The sequence below is a fragment of the Dyella sp. 05T440 genome, from assembly GCF_056395965.1.
This window is the reverse complement of record NZ_JBFTKN010000005.1, coordinates 321,449-337,372: the sequence shown is the minus strand read 5'-3', so window position 1 is coordinate 337,372 and position 15,924 is coordinate 321,449. Positions and strand designations below refer to the sequence as shown.

Annotated in this window: 13 protein-coding genes; 3 read left to right on the top strand and 10 right to left on the bottom strand. The window is 66.2% G+C overall.

The annotated features are described in order from the left end of the window. The first annotated feature begins 39 nt into the window (after positions 1 to 39). On the top strand, positions 40 to 558 hold the full coding sequence (locus AC1DE1_RS08400; RefSeq protein ID WP_477175358.1) for a hypothetical protein: 519 nt from the start codon (positions 40 to 42) through the stop codon (positions 556 to 558). Between the two features lie 100 nt (positions 559 to 658). On the opposite strand, the gene mazG is transcribed toward AC1DE1_RS08400, so the two are convergent. From mazG to gspN, 6 genes are read right to left on the bottom strand one after another with little or no spacing between them, the layout of a single operon-like run. Beyond that, complete coding sequence (gene mazG, locus AC1DE1_RS08395) at positions 659 to 1,474, bottom strand: nucleoside triphosphate pyrophosphohydrolase (protein ID WP_441602526.1); 816 nt, start codon at positions 1,472 to 1,474, stop codon at positions 659 to 661. After that, positions 1,471 to 2,298: a 3'(2'),5'-bisphosphate nucleotidase CysQ gene (gene cysQ / locus AC1DE1_RS08390; RefSeq protein ID WP_477175357.1), complete on the bottom strand. Its 828-nt coding sequence runs from the start codon at positions 2,296 to 2,298 to the stop codon at positions 1,471 to 1,473. The genes mazG and cysQ overlap by 4 nt, the downstream gene beginning before the upstream one ends. Continuing rightward, a complete protein-coding gene (gene nudE / locus AC1DE1_RS08385) occupies positions 2,295 to 2,852 on the bottom strand; it encodes an ADP compounds hydrolase NudE (protein ID WP_121878143.1) in 558 nt (185 codons plus the stop codon). The genes cysQ and nudE overlap by 4 nt, the downstream gene beginning before the upstream one ends. Before the next feature lie 19 nt (positions 2,853 to 2,871). After that, a complete protein-coding gene (locus tag AC1DE1_RS08380) occupies positions 2,872 to 3,216 on the bottom strand; it encodes a hypothetical protein (protein WP_477175356.1) in 345 nt (114 codons plus the stop codon). A gap of 9 nt (positions 3,217 to 3,225) precedes the next feature. After that, positions 3,226 to 4,008, bottom strand: a complete 783-nt coding sequence (locus tag AC1DE1_RS08375) for an inositol monophosphatase family protein (protein ID WP_477175355.1) — start codon at positions 4,006 to 4,008, stop codon at positions 3,226 to 3,228. Further along, complete coding sequence (gene gspN / locus AC1DE1_RS08370; protein ID WP_441602522.1) at positions 4,005 to 4,790, bottom strand: type II secretion system protein N; 786 nt, start codon at positions 4,788 to 4,790, stop codon at positions 4,005 to 4,007. Before gspN ends, AC1DE1_RS08375 begins: the two co-directional genes overlap by 4 nt. Positions 4,791 to 4,851: 61 nt before the next feature. Between gspN and AC1DE1_RS08365 the strand changes: the two genes are divergently transcribed. Further along, a complete protein-coding gene (locus AC1DE1_RS08365; RefSeq protein ID WP_477175354.1) occupies positions 4,852 to 6,210 on the top strand; it encodes an adenosylmethionine--8-amino-7-oxononanoate transaminase in 1,359 nt (452 codons plus the stop codon). On the opposite strand, the gene AC1DE1_RS08360 is transcribed toward AC1DE1_RS08365, so the two are convergent. After that, positions 6,207 to 6,533: a hypothetical protein gene (locus AC1DE1_RS08360; RefSeq protein ID WP_441602520.1), complete on the bottom strand. Its 327-nt coding sequence runs from the start codon at positions 6,531 to 6,533 to the stop codon at positions 6,207 to 6,209. The two genes, AC1DE1_RS08365 and AC1DE1_RS08360, sit on opposite strands and share 4 nt — an antisense overlap. 163 nt (positions 6,534 to 6,696) lie before the next feature. On the opposite strand from AC1DE1_RS08360, the gene AC1DE1_RS08355 reads away from it, so the two are divergent. Then, entirely contained in the window at positions 6,697 to 7,431 is a 735-nt protein-coding gene (locus AC1DE1_RS08355) for a 16S rRNA (uracil(1498)-N(3))-methyltransferase (protein WP_477175353.1), read from the top strand. A 66-nt stretch (positions 7,432 to 7,497) separates the two neighbouring features. Here AC1DE1_RS08355 and AC1DE1_RS08350 read toward each other — a convergent pair whose 3' ends face one another. The 3 genes from AC1DE1_RS08350 to AC1DE1_RS08340 are packed head-to-tail and all read right to left on the bottom strand — an operon-like array spanning position 7,498 to position 15,924. After that, the gene (locus tag AC1DE1_RS08350; RefSeq protein ID WP_441602518.1) at positions 7,498 to 7,974 is read right to left on the bottom strand and encodes a chemotaxis protein CheW; all 477 of its coding nucleotides are present in this window, start codon (positions 7,972 to 7,974) and stop codon (positions 7,498 to 7,500) included. Then, the gene (locus AC1DE1_RS08345) at positions 7,971 to 9,848 is read right to left on the bottom strand and encodes a chemotaxis protein CheB (RefSeq protein WP_477175352.1); all 1,878 of its coding nucleotides are present in this window, start codon (positions 9,846 to 9,848) and stop codon (positions 7,971 to 7,973) included. The genes AC1DE1_RS08350 and AC1DE1_RS08345 overlap by 4 nt, the downstream gene beginning before the upstream one ends. After that, positions 9,841 to 15,924 (bottom strand): Hpt domain-containing protein, encoded by a 6,084-nt coding sequence (locus tag AC1DE1_RS08340; protein WP_477175351.1) that lies wholly within the window; start codon positions 15,922 to 15,924, stop codon positions 9,841 to 9,843. The genes AC1DE1_RS08345 and AC1DE1_RS08340 overlap by 8 nt, the downstream gene beginning before the upstream one ends.

Here is a 15,924-nt window from a genome sequence, read left to right as displayed (position 1 = left end):
GTTTTTGAGATTTCACGAACCACGTGGGGACCCACTGCCATGCAACGCAAGAAACTGCTCGCCTCCGCACTCGCCCTGACGGTTGCCGTTGTGGCCTCGCTGGCCATGGCCCAGGACGCCCCCTCGGCACCGCCCGCCAAGGGCCCCGCCGGCAAGGCCGCGCCGATGGCGCATGACGCCATGCCGGGCCCCATGGGCGGTCCTGAAGTTGGCGGTTTTGGCCACCCCGGGTTCGGCCGGCCCGACATGGCCGGTCCGGAAGCGCCGGTGATTGGCGACCTCGTCGCGCTGGAACACCTGTACCGCGAAAGCGGCCGCAGCAAGGAACTGCCCGCGCTCTACAACGACGTGCTGTCCAAGTCGCAGGACCCGCGCGTGCGCACCTACGTGTATCACCAGCTCGCCCGCCTGCAGGCGGCGCCGGCCAATACCGATCAGGCGATCGCTACGCTTCGCAAGAGTCTCGATGAGAACCTCGCCAACGAAGCGAAGATGCGCGCGCAGATGGACAAGCTGCGCAGCCAGTGGGAACAGCGCAGCAATCAGCCGAAGCCTTAAAGCATAAGAAGAAAAGCGGCACTGCCGGTAGGCAGCGCCATGCCCTGAGGCACGGGAACCCCAGAGCCCGTGCCTCCTTTTTTTGCGGCATCGACGCGCTTCAGGCGGGCGTATCGTCCAAACGCTTGGCGCGTTGCCACAGCGCTTCCTGCGCGGGGAGATCGTGCTCGGCCAGGCGTTTGCCGTCCTCGTGCGCCAGCTGCTCCATGGCGCGGAAGCGACGTTCGAACTTGGCATTGGCGTGGCGCAGTGCCTGCGAAAAATCCACGTCGGCGTGGCGCGCCAGGTTCACCATCACAAACAGGACGTCGCCGATTTCATCCTGCAGGCGCTGACGGTCGCGGCCGTTGGCGAACTCGGCACGCACTTCGTCCACTTCTTCGAGCAGCTTGTCCAGCACGGGCTGCTCGTCCGGCCAATCGAAACCGACCTTGGCGGCGCGCTCCTGCAATTTCAGTGCACGCTTCCACTCGGGCAGTCCGCGCGACACGCCGGCCAGCGCGCTGTCGTCATGCTGCTCGCCCTTGGCGGCGCGCTCGGCGGCCTTGATATCTTCCCAGCCCTGCTTCTGCGCGTCGAGATTGTCGTAGCTCTCATCGCCGAACACGTGCGGATGACGACGCAGCATCTTGTCGCTGATCGCATGGGCCACGTCGGCAAATTCGAACAGGCCCGCTTCCCGCGCCATCTGCGCATGGAACACCACCTGCAGCAGCAGATCGCCGAGTTCGTCGCGCAGATCGGGCCAATCCTTGCGATCGATGGCGTCGGCGACTTCGTAGGCTTCTTCGATGGTGTACGGCGCGATCGTGGCGAAATCCTGCTGCACATCCCAGGGGCACCCGTTCTGCGGGTCGCGCAGGCGCGCCATGATGGCGAGCAGGTCGTCCATGCTGTGCTGCTTGGATTCGCTCATGAGGCTTCCAGATCAGCCGACTGCAGGCGCGACTTCCAATCGATGGCAACGTCGCCCACGGCAATGAATTCGGGGTTGATCAACGAGTCGCCGCGGTTGTAGCGCAGCGGCTCGCCGTTGAGGTCGAGCACGGCACCACCGGCTTCTTCCAGCACGCTTTGCGCCGCAGCGGTATCCCATTCGCTGGTGGCGCCACGGCGCAGATAGACGTCCGCATCGCCACGCGCCACCAGGCAGAACTTGAGCGACGAACCCAGCGGCACCGAGGTGTAGTCATCGCCGATAAGCTGTTGCAGCAAGGCCACGGCCGAGCCGCCGTGCGAGCGGCTGCCGGCGACCGTTGCCAGTTCGGGCAGGCCGCGCGTGCCGATGCGCTGCCAGTCGGCGCCGGCTTGGCGCTGCAGCCACGCCCCTTCGCCGCGGGCAGCGGCGTAGAGCTCGCCCGTCACCGGCGCCAGCACCACGCCGAGTACGGGCTGGTGATTTTCGATCAGCGCGATGTTCACCGTGAACTCGCCATTGCGCTTGATGAACTCGCGCGTGCCATCCAGCGGGTCGACCAGCCAGTAACGTGGCCATTCGCGCCGTTGCGACCATGGGGCCGCCCGTGCCTCTTCGGAAATGACCGGCAGCACGCCATCCAGGCTGGCGAGGCCGGCAGTGATCACGCGCTGGGCAGCGAGATCGGCGGCGGTCACGGGCGAGTGATCCTGTTTGCGCTCGACTTCGAAATCCTGGCCGTAGACGACCAGGATCGCGTCAGCCGCATCGCGGGCGATCGCTGCGATCTGCTGCAGCAACATGGAGAACGGTACGTCGGTCATGTCGGTTGAAACCGGCCGGCGAGGTATTCGCGAGCCATGAAGAGTGCGGCAATGGAACGGCCTTCGGTGACATCGTCGCGAGCCACCAGCGTGTGCAGGTCGGCCAGCTTCCACGGTACCACTTCGAGTTCTTCGGGCTCGTCGCCTTCCAGGCGTTCCGGATAGAGATCCTGCGCGAGCACGACGTGCGCCATATGCGTCATATACGACGGCGACAGCGACAGGTTGTGCAGGATCTTCAGCTTGTGCGCGCCATAGCCGATCTCTTCCTTGAGCTCGCGATCGGCGCCCTGCTCCACCGTTTCGTCGCGGTCCAGGCGCCCTTTGGGCAGGCCCAGTTCGTAACGGCCGACGCCGGCACCGTACTCGCGGATCAGCAGCACGGTCTCGTCGTCGATCATCGGCACGATGATGACGGCGCCAAGCCCGCTGCCCTTCAGGCGTTCGTAGGTGCGGCGTTCACCGTTGGAGAATTCGAGATCGAGCTGCTCGACGCGTAGAAAACTGCTGTCGTGCACGTCCCGGGTGGCATGGATGATCGGTGGCTTGTGCATCGGGCGATTGTAGCGCGGCTCAGCGACTGGCCGCCGCAACCTGCTTGCGGCCATCAAAAGCGGCCCAGATCAGCAAGCCGAACGCGATCGCGTGCAGCAGGCTGCCAAGCACCGACCAGATCATCAGGACGCCCCGGACGCTGGCCATCGTCCCCTGCGCCGTCGCATGGGGCAGATACCAGCCATACATGCCCGCATTGGCCAACGTGATCAGTACCTGCAGCGCGCAGGCCACCAGCATCAGCAGCGCCGACTTGCGCGCGGTCGGCCACAGCACGGCGGCCAGACCGATGCCCATGACCGCCGCGATGAACATCGGGCTGTTGCCAAGAATCCATGCATAGATGGGAGCGAGACCTTCCATGTGCGTTCCTCAGTGCGGGAGTGCAAGACGGGAGAGCGCCTGGGCATGAATTGCCGGCGTACCGGCAAGCACGCTCGTCGTGTCGAGCGAGAGCGCGTGGCCGTGGATATCGGTAAACACGCCGCCTGCTTCGCGCACGATGACGGCGAGCGCGGCCACGTCGAGAATGTTCACATCGGACTCGATGACCAGATCCAGTCCCCCTCGCGCCAGCAGGTGGTAGTGGCAGAAATCACCATAGCCGCGGATGCGATTGCTGTCGGCGATCATGGCGCCCAGCGCTTGCCAGCGTGCATCTCTGGTCAGCGTCTTGATGTTGCCGGTGGAAAGCGATGCCTGCGCCATCGCCTGGGTCGGGGCCACCTGCACGCGCTCGCCGTCGAACCAGCTGCCGCCGCCTGCGCTGGCCCACATGACCTCGCCGTAGACAGGCGCGCTGGATACGCCCAGCACCAGCTCGCCGCGATGCATGAGTGCGATCTGGGTGGAGAAAAATGGCGTTCGACGCACGAAGCTCTTGGTGCCATCCAGCGGATCGACCAGCCACAGCAGCTCGGAGCTGTGGTCGTCGCGGCCGAATTCCTCGCCGTAGATGGAGGCATGCGGCAGCGCTTTCTGCAGGATCTCGCGTATCGCCAGTTCCGCTTCGCGATCGGCCACGGTGACCGGCGTGTCGTCGCTCTTGAGTTCCACTGCCACGCCCTTGCGCCAGTAGTGCCGAAGCACCAGCGCGGCTGCCTCGGCGGCTTCGCGTGCGGCGGCGAGCGCCTTGGGCAGATCCAGTTCGCTCATCGTTGTTCCCCATGGATGGCGGCGGCAAGACCGCCACTGTAATGGATGTGCGTGACGCCATCGGCATCGACCGCGCCAAAACCGGCCAGCCAGCGCTGTAGCGTGGGATGGCTGCCGCGCGGCGCCGCGACGGCGTCGAAGCGACGCGCCAGAGGGCTCAATTGCAAATGGCCATCGACGCGCAGCGGACCATGGCCGTCGTCCTGCACGGGGCCGTCGATAACGCCATTCGCTGCGCGCAGCTCGGCATGCACACTGCCCAGGCGTAGATCTCCCTGGCGCGGCATGCTCAACACAGCATCCCGCCACTCCACCTGCGTATCCATTGACCAGGGCCAGCCGCCACGCAATTCGATGCTGCCCGCGGCAACCCGCAGCGTGCCTCGCGGCAACCCTCCCAATACCAAAGGACCGCCGCCTAGTACGTCGAGATCGATGCGCATTTGGACGTCCGTCCAGGTGGCCTCGGTGGCGCGGCTGCCGGTCATCGTGCCCACGACATCGACACGGGGACCATGCAGTTCCACATGCAGGCGGTTGTCGCCCAGCAGTACAGCGCGCGACAACTGCCATTGCAGCGTGCCCAGGTTCTCGCCCCGCGCCGACAGCACCTTGCCCGCCTTGCCGTCCCATAGCAGGCCGCTGACCTGCTGCAGGCGCACGCCGTTCAGGCGGGCATCCAGCCAGGGCATGGCCCAGCGTGCCGGCAGGAACCACAGCAGCGCAAAAGCGGCGATCAATAAGGCCAACAGGCCCGTGAGTGCAGTACGCCAGACCTTCAAATCGGCTCCCTGGTGGACGCAAGACTTGAGCAGGCACGCTCGAAACGCCGATCATAGCCGGATGAACACTCTCCCCGCTGCCGACGCGCTGGTGCGTCGGGACCTGAGCCTGCTATGGCATCCCTGCACGCAGATGCACGATCACCAGACGGTGCCGATGGTGCCCATCGCCCGCGGCGAGGGCGCCTGGCTGATCGATACGAGTGGCCGGCGATACCTCGATGGCATCAGCTCGTGGTGGACCAACCTGTTCGGCCACGCCAATCCGCGCCTGGCAGCGGCCCTGGCTGATCAGGCCAAGACCCTGGAGCATGTGATTTTTGCTGGATTCACGCACGAGCCCGCCGTCGCGCTCGCCGAAGCCCTGGTGCGCGTGACGCCGCCGGGCCTGGATCGCGTGTTCTATGCCGACAATGGTTCGGCCGCCATCGAAGTGGCGCTGAAGATGAGCTTCCACTACTGGCTCAACCAGGGGCACGGCGAAAAGACGCGTTTCATCGCCTTGACCGGCAGCTATCACGGCGAGACGCTGGGTGCGTTGTCCGTCAGCGACGTGGCGCTCTATCGCAAGACGTACGCGCCCTTGCTGCTCACGCCCATTCTCGCCCCGTCGGCCGATACGTATGAGGCGTTGCCAGGCGAGAGTCCCGGCGACGTCGCCAAACGTCGTCTCGACGAACTGCGTCAGCTGCTGGAGCAGCACGCGCACGAAGTGTGTGCGGTCATCGTGGAACCGCTGGTGCAATGCGCCGGTGGCATGCGCATGTATCACCCGGACTATCTCGCGGGATTGCGTCGCCTGTGCGACGAATACGACGTGCATTTCATCGCCGATGAAATTGCCGTGGGCTTCGGTCGCACGGGCACGCTGTTCGCGTGCGAACAGGCCAGCGTGTCGCCGGACTTCATGTGCCTTTCCAAGGGACTTACCGGCGGATTCCTGCCGTTGTCCGCGGTGCTGACGACCACCAAGGTGTACGAGGCGTTCTACGCCGAGTACAGCGCAGGCAAGGCATTTCTTCACTCGCACAGCTACACCGGCAATCCGCTGGCCTGCCGCGTGGCGCTGGAAACGTTGAGGATCTTCGACGACGAACCGGTGCTGGAACGAAACCGCGTGCTGGCAGCGCACTTGAGCAAGCGCCTGGCCCCGCTACGCGAGCACCCGAACGTGGCCGACGTGCGCCAGACCGGCATGATCGCCGCCGTGGAATTGGTGGCGGACAAAGCCAAACGCACGCCGTTCCCCTCTTCGGAACGGCGCGGGCTGCGCGTCTACCTGCATGGACTCGAGCACGAAGCGCTGCTGCGCCCGCTGGGCGACATCATCTATTTCATGCCGCCTTACGTGGTCAGTACCGACGAGATCGATCATCTCGTCGATACCGCCGTGGCAGGCATCGAGCGTGCCGTGGCTTAGTGACCGCCGGTCACCGTGATGCTCGGATCCAGCTGCTGCAATGCCGGACCCAGCGTAGGCTGACCGGTGTTGCGGATGTCCTGGTAGCTGTAGCTGCGGCCGGCCACCGGCAGACAGGTACCCGGCTTGGCAGGAATCAGGCTGCCAGTGCTCTGGATGCAGTTGCGGTCGCCCGGTTGCGGGGGCTTCTTGGACGCAGACTGGTCAGCCATGCCTTGCTGGCTCGTCTGCACCGTGGCACCCGCGACCGCCGAGGTCTGCGCCATCGCGAGCGGGGTCGTACCCAGCGCCATGGCTAGTACGAGTAGGGATTTGCTGACCATGATCCACCTCCGGGGAATGAGGGATGACCTACATGCTGCGCCGGCTCCAGCCGGCAGGCAAATGTCCCTGGCGCGGCATCTCCCGTGCATTCAGGTAGTCGGGCGCAAGGCGCATAAGACGGTGTCCGCTATGCTTTACGTTTCCTCCCTTCCCTAACGTCTCATGCGCACGATCCGCATACATGTCGAACTGCCGCTTGCCGTGGGCCTGGAACTGGGTCTGCCGGCCCAGGCGGGCGAGCACGTGGCTCGCGTGCTGCGCCTGACGGCCGGCTCGCCCATCACCCTCTTCAACGGCGATGGCGTGGACTACCCCGCAGTGATCCAGGCCGTCGGCAAGCGCGATGTCATCGTCCGCGTGGAAGCGGCCCAGCCGGTCGGCAATGAGTCGCCGCTCCCGCTGACCCTGGCCCAGGGCGTGGCCCGGGGCGAAAAGATGGATCTGATCGTGCAGAAGGCGACCGAACTTGGGGTGACGCACATCGTGCCGTTGCTGACCGAACGCTCGGAAGTGAAGCTCGATCCGGCCCGCGCCGGCAAACGCCTGGCGCATTGGCAGGCCGTCGTCGCCAGCGCCTGTGAGCAGAGCGGCCGTGCCCGCCTGCCTACGGTGCTGCCAGCCATCCCGCTGGAACACTGGCTGCGCGAGCTTCCGCAGGATGGAGCGCTACGCCTGGCCCTGTTGCCCGAGGGTAGCCGGCGCCCGGGACAACTGCGTTTCACGCCGGCCGGCGGCCTGCTGGTGGTCGGCCCGGAAGGCGGACTTGGCAACCGCGATACGGCTGCATTGACCGAGGCGGGCTTCGAAGGGCTGCGGCTGGGGCCGCGCATCCTGCGCACGGAGACCGCCGGCCTCGCCGCGCTGGCGGCATTGCAGGCCCTGCACGGCGACGTGTAAGCGCAGAAACGAAGACACGCCCATGCAGGGCGTGTCTTCGGGACTCACAAGATCATTGGGGACGCTTCAGCTGGCCGGCTCGAGCAATTCGAGCAGCTCCGCCTCCATGCCTTCCAGATCCGGGATCACGGCAATGTCGTCGCGCACCAGCACCTGTGCCCGCACGCCTGGCGGCAGCGGCGCGCCGTCGTGGGTCGGGATGATCAGCTCCGCATTGAGCGTGGTCAGGCGCGGGAAGCCCTGGGTCACCACGGCAATGAAGGGCAGATCCGGATGGCCGCCCAGCGCCTTCAGCACGGCGACGCGGTAGGACTGTTCGCTGTCGCCCTCGCCGGCTCCCGCCAGCGTGTTGAACGAGACCAGCGGCACGCGCCAGCCGCGCCAGGCGATGCGGCCGAGCAACCACGCGGGCGCCCCTTCCACCGCTTCGGGCGTGGGCATCGTGATCACTTCGGCCACGGTGGCATTGGGCAACAGCAAGCGCAGGTTGCCGACCGGCACCAGGACGCAACGAATTTCACGCGGTAGTGGCAAATCGCTCATCGCCGGCCCTCCATCGACATCTCTTCCACCAGGCGCGCCGCGAGTTCCGCAGGCGTGCCCGAATAACTGTGCAGGCGCTCGGCTTCGATGCCGTGCACCATATCGGCAAACTGGCCGTCAGACGACTCGATCCACACCTGGCCACCACGATCGTGGATCGCCTGGCAGCCGCCGAGTGCATCGTTGGCCTGGCCCGCGAACACGATGGCCTGCGCATTGCGACCAAACACGTTGGCTGCGAGCGTGAAGCTGGCATCGATCGGCGAGCTGCGCACGTCGCTGTTGTCCAGCGACTGCAGTTCCACGCGACCATCGCGATGTATGCGTGCCTGCTGCCCATCGGGCACCACCAGCACCTCGCCGACGCGGGCACGCACGCCCTGCGCGGCAACGCGCACCGGCATTTCGCTATAGCGGGTCAGCGTATCGGATAGTGCCTCGACGGATTTGCCGCCCAGATGCTGGACATGCAGCACGGCCGCGCGCAGGTCGCCGGGCAGCATCGACAGGAACGAGCACACCGCCTCGAGACTGTCCGCGGCGGCGCCCAGCACGAGCAGGCGGCCAATCGCGGAATCCAGATCGTCCAGCAGCATTTCATTGCCGCCGTCGTATTCCTTCGGCGCCAGCGCTTCTTCGATCGACACCAGTTCCAGTGTCATGCCCGGCTCGATGATGGATGCGGTTTCTTCGCCGCCTTCCGGCGCCAGGAAATCCGCGGCGCTGAGTTTTTCGACGCCGAAATGGGCGGCCTTGGCTGGCGCCGGTGCAGACGCCGCAGGCGCGGGCGCCTCGCCTTCGTCGAGCAGAGCCCAGGCCGAAGCCGCGCCCAGCAAGGATGCGGGCGATTTGTTCTGGCTCTCCGCCGCCGCGACCGACGCCATGAACGATTCGTCGAGCGGCGCCAGGGCTAGATGGTCAAGCTGGAACGAGGGCATGTGGCGGGCAGCGGCATCCTGTGCCGGCGCATCGATCGGTGCATGGCCCTGGGTCGTCAGCGTATCCAGGCCAAAGCTGCCGTCATGCAGCGGTGGCAGTTCGGCGTCGCCGCTGAATTTCAGCCCCGAGCCAAAATCGTGGTCGGCGACCACTTCGCCTTCGAGCGCGCCGAAGTTGCCGTCATGCAGTTCCGGCAGCGGTTCGTCGGCTGAGAACTTCAGGCCCGAACCGAATTCGTCTTCCGCTTCGAACGGCACATCCTTGAGCGCAGCGAAATCGTCCAGGTGCAGCGGTTCGTCGGCGGCATGGAACGACAGCTCCGAACCCGCCTCCGCTTCCACCAAGGCCGGCTCATCGGCGGCGATGAAGGCCTCCAACTCGGCAGCCAGCGATTCGGACTGCTCTTCGGTGGCTTCCACTGCCTGCGGCGTGATCTCGGCTGGGGTGATCTCGGCCAGCGCGACCGGTTCCAGTGCGGCGGCGAAACTGGGCAGCGGCTCCTCCGCCACGACGACCGCCGGAACCTCGACGCTTTCCGCGAACGCCGGCTCGGCCACTTCAGGCACGGCCTGCGCATCCTGAGGACGCGGCGGATCGAGATCGCCCTGCGCCATCACCTTCACGGCGAGGTGGCGCGCCCAACGGGCACGGTCCCAGCCGTTGAGCGAGCGACTGGCGGCGGCATCGTTGAACACCACGCGAGGACGGTCGCCGTCGATCACGTCGTAGAGACGGTCCAGATCCTCGTCGGCGTCTTCATCCAGGTTCACCACCAGCACTTCGGCGCCGGTGCTCGCGAGCATCTGCTTGTCGAGGGTGGACAGCGCCCCTTCGTGCACGATCCTCGCCCCGCGTTTGCGCAACGCTTCACGCAGCTGACCGCCGAGTTCCACGTCATCGAACAACAAGGCCACCGCCGTCGCCGTTTCAGCCATTGAGCGACTCCGTGATGCGCTGTTCGAGCACTTCGCCAATCTGCGCCAGCAACTCGGCTTCCTGATAAGGCTTGCCGAGGTAGCGGTCGACGCCGATGTCGAACGCGCGCTGGCGATGCTTATCGCCGGTACGCGAGGTGATCATGATGATCGGCACATCGCGCAGTCGCGGATCGGACTTCATCTGCGTGGCCAGCTCGTAGCCGTCCATGCGCGGCATTTCGATATCCAGCAGCATCAGGTCGGGCACGCGCTCATGCAGCTTCTCGAGTGCGTCCACGCCGTCCTTCGCCGTGGCCACTTCGTACTCGTGGCGTTCCAGCACGCGGCCGGTGACCTTGCGCATGGTGATGGAATCGTCGACCACCATCACCAGCGGGCGCACGCGCTGTTCCTCCACCACCGGCGTTGCCACCGCGGTGAGGCCTTCGTCCAGGCGCTGCAGGCGGCGGGAGATGCCGTGGCGGACCAGCGGGGCGAGATCAAGAATGATCAGCACCGAGCCGTCACCCATGATGGTCGCGCCGAGGATGCCCGGCACCGAGCTGATCTGCGGGCCAACCGACTTCACCACGATTTCGCGCGAGCCGATCACGGCATCGATGCGGATCGCGGCACGCAGGTCGCCTGCTCGGGTCAGCAGCAACGGGATCTGCTCGTCGTCGCCCACATGCGTGGTCACCGCGCCCAGCAATTCGGACAGGTGATGGATGTCGAAGCTCTCGCCACCGTACAGGAAGGTCGGCTCCGGCTCGGCCATGCGCTCGGCCAGTTCCGCCGGGCTGATGCGCGCCACGCCCTGCACCGAGGTCATCGGGATGGCGTAGTTGGATTCGCCGATGCGAACCAGGATGGCCTGGGTGACCGCGAGCGTGAAGGGCAGTCGCAGCACGAAGGTCGTGCCCTGGCCTTCCTTCGATTCGATCGACAGCGCACCGCCGAGCTGCTTGATTTCGTTCGCCACCACGTCCATGCCCACGCCGCGACCGGCCAGCTGGGTCACGCTGCTGGCGGTGGAGAAGCCAGGCTGGGTGATGAGGGCAAGCACCTGATCGTCGCTCAGGCGCGTGTCGTTGCGGATCAGGCCACGCTCGATGCCGCGCTTGCGGATGGCGTCGCGATCCAGACCGCGGCCATCGTCGGTCACGCGCACCACCACCTCGGTGGCTTCGCGCGCCACGCGGATGCGCACGGCGCCTTCTTCCGGCTTGCCTGCCTTGCGACGATCCTTGGGCGATTCGATGCCGTGCGCCACAGCGTTACGCAGCATGTGTTCGAACGGCGCCTTGATGCGGTCGAGCAGGTTGCGATCCATTTCGCCGTGGGCGCCTTCCACGTACAGCTGGGCGCCCTTGCCTTCTTCCTGCGCGGCCTGGCGCAGCGTGCGGCGCAGGTTCGGCACCATCGTGTCGAACGGCAGCATGCGCGTGCGCAACAGGCCTTCCTGCAGCTCCGAGCTCACGCGCGACTGCTGGATCAGCAACGTTTCGGCCTGGCGGGTCAGTTCGTCCAGCATGCCCTGGATGGACACAAGGTCGGATACCGACTCGGCCAGCGCACGCGAGTACTGCTGCAGCTGGGAGAAACGATCGAGCTCGAGCGGATCGAATACCGAGATGCCGGCTTCGCGATGCTCGCGCTGGAAGCGCGCGATGATCTGCGCTTCCGTTTCGATTTCCATCATGCGCAGCTGGCTGCGCAGACGCTGCACGGTCTGGTCCAGTTCGACCAGGTTGAAGCGGTAACCGGCGACCTGCTGCTCGAGGCGCGAGCGGTAGATCGCCACCTCGCCGGCATGGTTCACCAGCGTATCGAGCAGTTCGGCGCGGACGCGGATCTGTTCCTGCGGCGTGCTCGGTGCGTCGTCGCGATCTTCCGGCAACAGCTCCGGCAAGAGTTCGGGCAGCGGCTCGGACAACACCACCGGGCGAGCCGGGAACGGCACCACGTTGGGAGCTTCCGGCGCCTCGGCGGGCACCGCCGCCTCGCCTTCGCCGGACATCGCCAGGAAACGGTCGATGAGAGCCTTCGGGTAGGCCACCGCGCGGCCTTGCGAGACCAGTTGCACCAGACCGTGGAGCTTGTCGAAGCCCACTTCCAGCGCGGCAATCAGCTCGCCGATATGCGCCGATTCGGCGTGGATCGGCCGTTCCAGCGCGGTTTCGATGGCGTGCGTGAGATCGCCCACCGGCACCATGCCGGCAATGCGCGCACCGCCCTTGAGCGTGTGCAGGTCGCGCAGGATCTCGCCCAGATGTTCGATCGCACTCGGCTCGGCGCGCCACAAGGCCAGCACGCCGTCGGAGTGATCGAGAATCTCGCGTGCTTCCTCGATGAAGATTTCCAGCAGGTCCGGATCGATCTGGCTGGGCAGCAGTGCGTTCTCGTCGAATTCTTCTTCCGGCGCAGCCTGCGTCGGCGTCGCTTCGACCTCCGCTTCGGGGGCCGCCGCGGCTTCGACCAAGGCCTCTTCTTCGCTCGGCAGTTCCGGCGCATCGAGCACCGGCGCTTCCAGCACGATCTCTTCGATTGGCGTTTCCTCGAGCGTGACGATTTCCTCGACCGGCTCGATGTGTTCGATCACCGGCTCGGCAAGCTGCTCGAGTTCCGGCTCGGTCGACTCGATCTCGACGGACGGCGCCGTCTCCTCGAGCTCAGCTTCCGGCACAGCGACGTGTTCGACCGATGCCTCGGCCTCGTCGGCCACCGGACCGATTTCCAGCGTCTCGGCGTCGTCGAGCAGGTCGGCATAGGCCTTGCTGAAGTCGTCTTCGTCGATCGCCGGCACGTGGGTCGTTACGTGATGCGAGCTTGGCTCGCCCGTCGGCAAGTGGGCATCGAGATCGAACTCGCCCAAGGCGGCGAGCAGTTCGTCGGTGTACTTGTCGGTCTCGGATACGGCCGGCGGCGAGGCCAGCTCGATATGCTCGACCGGCTGCGAGGCGTCGGACAGCGCTTCGTCCAGCGAGGCACCGAAAGTTGCTTCGTGCGAGGCTTCGGCGGCGTGCAGCGGTGCATCGTCCGAAACATCGGCAGGGGTTTCGAACAGCACGTGCGCCACTTGCGGCTCGGGCTGGCTGTCGCGCAGCTCCGTCAGGCGATGGATCAGATTGTCCAGATCCGGCAGCTGTGGCGACGGCACGTCGAACTGACCCATGACGTGATCGACTGCATCGGCGCTCTGGCTCAGCAGCATCACGCCTTCCGGCGACAGCGGCAGGCCCGCGGCGCGCAGGCGCTTGAGCAGGCTTTCCAGCGGCGACAACAGCTGCGTCAGCACCGGGATGTCGACCATCGCGATGGCGCCATGCAGCGTGTGGACGGCGCGCAACAGGCTGTCCTCCACGCGCAGTTCGCCGTCGACGCGGTTGATCGCGGTGCGGATGGTGGCCAGGTACTGCGCCACTTCGCTGCGCAGGATTTCCAGCAACACCGGATCGATCGGCGGCATCACCGGCGCGGCGATGAAGTCATGCACAGGCGCCACCGGCTCGGCCGGCGAGCTTTCGATCCCGGCCAGGCTGGACGCCGGAATGGCTTCGGCGGAGGTGTCCACACGCGGCACGCGACGGCGCACCACGCGTCGCACCGTCTCGGTGCCACTGACGGGAGCAATGTCGGCCAGGCGGGCATCGACCTGACCGGCCGACAGACGCTCGGAAATTTCCATGATGGCCGTGAGCGGGGCCGTGACCAGGCCATCGCCCGTCAGCGCGGTACGCAGTTGCGGCAAGGCGTCGATGGCGGCGCTGACCACTTCCTGCACGCCCTGGCTCGGCGGGATCGACTGATCCAGCACGCGGTTGAGCATGTTTTCCACTTTCCACGCGAACTCGCCGAGCATGGTGGCGCCGACCAGGCGGCCCGAACCCTTGAGCGTGTGGAAGGAGCGACGGATCGAGGTGAGCGAGTCCAGCTGTTGCGGATCGGCCAGCCAGGTCTTGCGCGCGGCATGCAGGTTGTCGATCTCTTCCTGCATTTCTTCCAGGAAGATGTCGCGGATGTCGTCGTCGATGCCGGCGGTGCTCGACTGGAAGCCCGCTTCGACCGCGGCGTAGCCGGAAACCGTCACTTCCTCGACGATTTCTTCTTCGATTTCGATCCAGTCGTCTTCGCTGGTCTGTACCGGTTCCTGCGGCGTGACGTGCACGGTATCGGCCAGGCGCAGGCCGGTGATCTCCTGCGGCACCGGCTCGGGCGTCTCGCTGTGACCCACGATCAGACCCGACAGGTCTTCACCGTGACCCAGGCTGACGCTTTCGGAAAGTTCCGGCTGGTTGGCGAGCGTGGCGGCAAGTGCGGCGTCCGCGGCGCGTGCGACGTCTGCCGGCGGCTCGTCCAGCTCGTCTTCCGACGGCGCACGGACGGCCGGCGGCGGCCAGTAACCGAGGCTGCTGAGGCTGTGCTCGGCGACATCGAGAATGTGTTCCAGACCGCCACGATGTTCGCGCGCGGCTTCGAGGTAGTACTCGAGGGCGGCGAGTGCGTCGGCGAGGTGATCCATCTGCGCGGTGCTGGGCACACGGCGGTCGGCGAGCAGTTCGTTGCCGACGAAGCGGCCAATACCTTCGGCCAGTTCGGCCGGACGCGGCGCGGACAGCATGCGCATCGCACCGGCGACTTCGTCCATCAGCGCGCCGACGTCGGCCAGCTGCGTCGCCTGCCAGCCCGATTCGACATAGGCGACGATGGCGTCCTTCACCTTGCCGGTGTTGGCGGTGGCCTCGTGCATCAGCGTGGCGAGGATGTGGCGCGCTTCGCTGCGCGGCAGCATGGCGGTCGGCATTTCGGCGGCGGTTTCGCCGTCGGCGCCGAGGCTTTCGATGTGATCGTCGAGCGAAGCTTCCACGTAGAGCAGCGCGCCGGCGACGTCGAGCAGCAGCTCTTCGTCCGGTGCGCGCACGCGGCTGGCGATTTCTTCCAGCACGCGACGCTGTTCATTGACCACGCGACGCGGCACGCCCAAGGCAAGCATGCCCAGGGTGTCGCCCACGCGTTCGAGCACTTCGGTCTGGCTGGACAGCTGACCCGGATCGGCGTCGGTCTGGCGCAGGAACAGGTCGAGCGCTTCCTTGACCCGCAGCAGGTCGTCCTTGAGCGCCTTGGCGACGGAGTCCAGCAACGCGCGGTTGTGGCCTGCCATCGAACCGCGGGCGTGTTCGATCTCGCTTGCTTCGGGCAGCAATGCGTCCAGCGAATAAGTCTGGCGCAGCAGTTCCATGCGCGGGCTGCCCTGACGGACTTGCCCAACCACGTACAGCAGCTTGCGTGCGAGCTCATCGGCGTCGCCGCCGCGCAGGTTCGCTTCGCCGTGTTCCACCAGCTGGCGAATACTGCGGTCGACCTTGCCGATCAACTGGCGCACTTCGCCGGCCTGGGCCTTGAGTGCACCCTGCTGCACGCCTTCCAGCACGCCGGCCGCAATCCACCACAGGCGACGGCCCGGGATGGTGTGGCAGCGCGCGGTGATGGCGTCCAGCGTCTGGATCATGCCGCCCAGCTGCTGGTCGTTACCCTGGCCGCGGAACCACGACAGCAGCTGCTGCTGGAAGCGCAGGCGCAGCGCGGTGACTTCGCTGCGTTGACGCTCCACCAGCAATTCCGCCGGCGGCGTCGGCGCCTGCGCCGGCAGCGGGAATTCGAGATTGGGCGTGAACAGCGCCGATTCGTGCAGCGCCTGCTGGCCGCGGCTGGAACGCAGATCGTTGAGCAGCGGCAGCAGCACCACCGGCACGTCACGATGACCGCCGGACAGGCGCTCCAGGTAATCGGGCAGCTGCATCAGGCCACGCATCAGCGCGGCGTAGGCTTCCTCACGGTTCGCCACATGGTCTTCGAGCAGCGAGATGGCGAGTGTTTCCATCTCCTCGGTGACCATGGCGGCGCCGTATAGCTCGACCATGCGCAGCGTGCCGTGCACCTGGTGCAGGCTGTCCGCACAGGAGCGCATCGCATCCCGGTTGCCCGGGTTGTCGACGTAGGACTCCAACGCCTCGCGGGCCACGGCGAGCGTCTCATCGAGCTCGGGCTTGACCCACTGCAGGGTGGTGAAATCGATATGGTCTTGAAGTCTCAT

Bases quoted from the DNA above. Each gene is read 5' to 3' on its own strand.
- AC1DE1_RS08400 (WP_477175358.1), top strand. From the start codon at position 40: ATGCAACGCAAGAAACTGCTCGCCTCCGCACTCGCCCTGACGGTTGCC.
- mazG (WP_441602526.1), bottom strand. From the start codon at position 1,474: ATGAGCGAATCCAAGCAGCACAGCATGGACGACCTGCTCGCCATCATG.
- cysQ (WP_477175357.1), bottom strand. From the start codon at position 2,298: ATGACCGACGTACCGTTCTCCATGTTGCTGCAGCAGATCGCAGCGATC.
- nudE (WP_121878143.1), bottom strand. From the start codon at position 2,852: ATGCACAAGCCACCGATCATCCATGCCACCCGGGACGTGCACGACAGC.
- AC1DE1_RS08380 (WP_477175356.1), bottom strand. From the start codon at position 3,216: ATGGAAGGTCTCGCTCCCATCTATGCATGGATTCTTGGCAACAGCCCG.
- AC1DE1_RS08375 (WP_477175355.1), bottom strand. From the start codon at position 4,008: ATGAGCGAACTGGATCTGCCCAAGGCGCTCGCCGCCGCACGCGAAGCC.
- AC1DE1_RS08365 (WP_477175354.1), top strand. From the start codon at position 4,852: ATGAACACTCTCCCCGCTGCCGACGCGCTGGTGCGTCGGGACCTGAGC.
- AC1DE1_RS08360 (WP_441602520.1), bottom strand. From the start codon at position 6,533: ATGGTCAGCAAATCCCTACTCGTACTAGCCATGGCGCTGGGTACGACC.
- AC1DE1_RS08355 (WP_477175353.1), top strand. From the start codon at position 6,697: ATGCGCACGATCCGCATACATGTCGAACTGCCGCTTGCCGTGGGCCTG.
- AC1DE1_RS08350 (WP_441602518.1), bottom strand. From the start codon at position 7,974: ATGAGCGATTTGCCACTACCGCGTGAAATTCGTTGCGTCCTGGTGCCG.
- AC1DE1_RS08345 (WP_477175352.1), bottom strand. From the start codon at position 9,848: ATGGCTGAAACGGCGACGGCGGTGGCCTTGTTGTTCGATGACGTGGAA.
- AC1DE1_RS08340 (WP_477175351.1), bottom strand. From the start codon at position 15,924: ATGAGACTTCAAGACCATATCGATTTCACCACCCTGCAGTGGGTCAAG.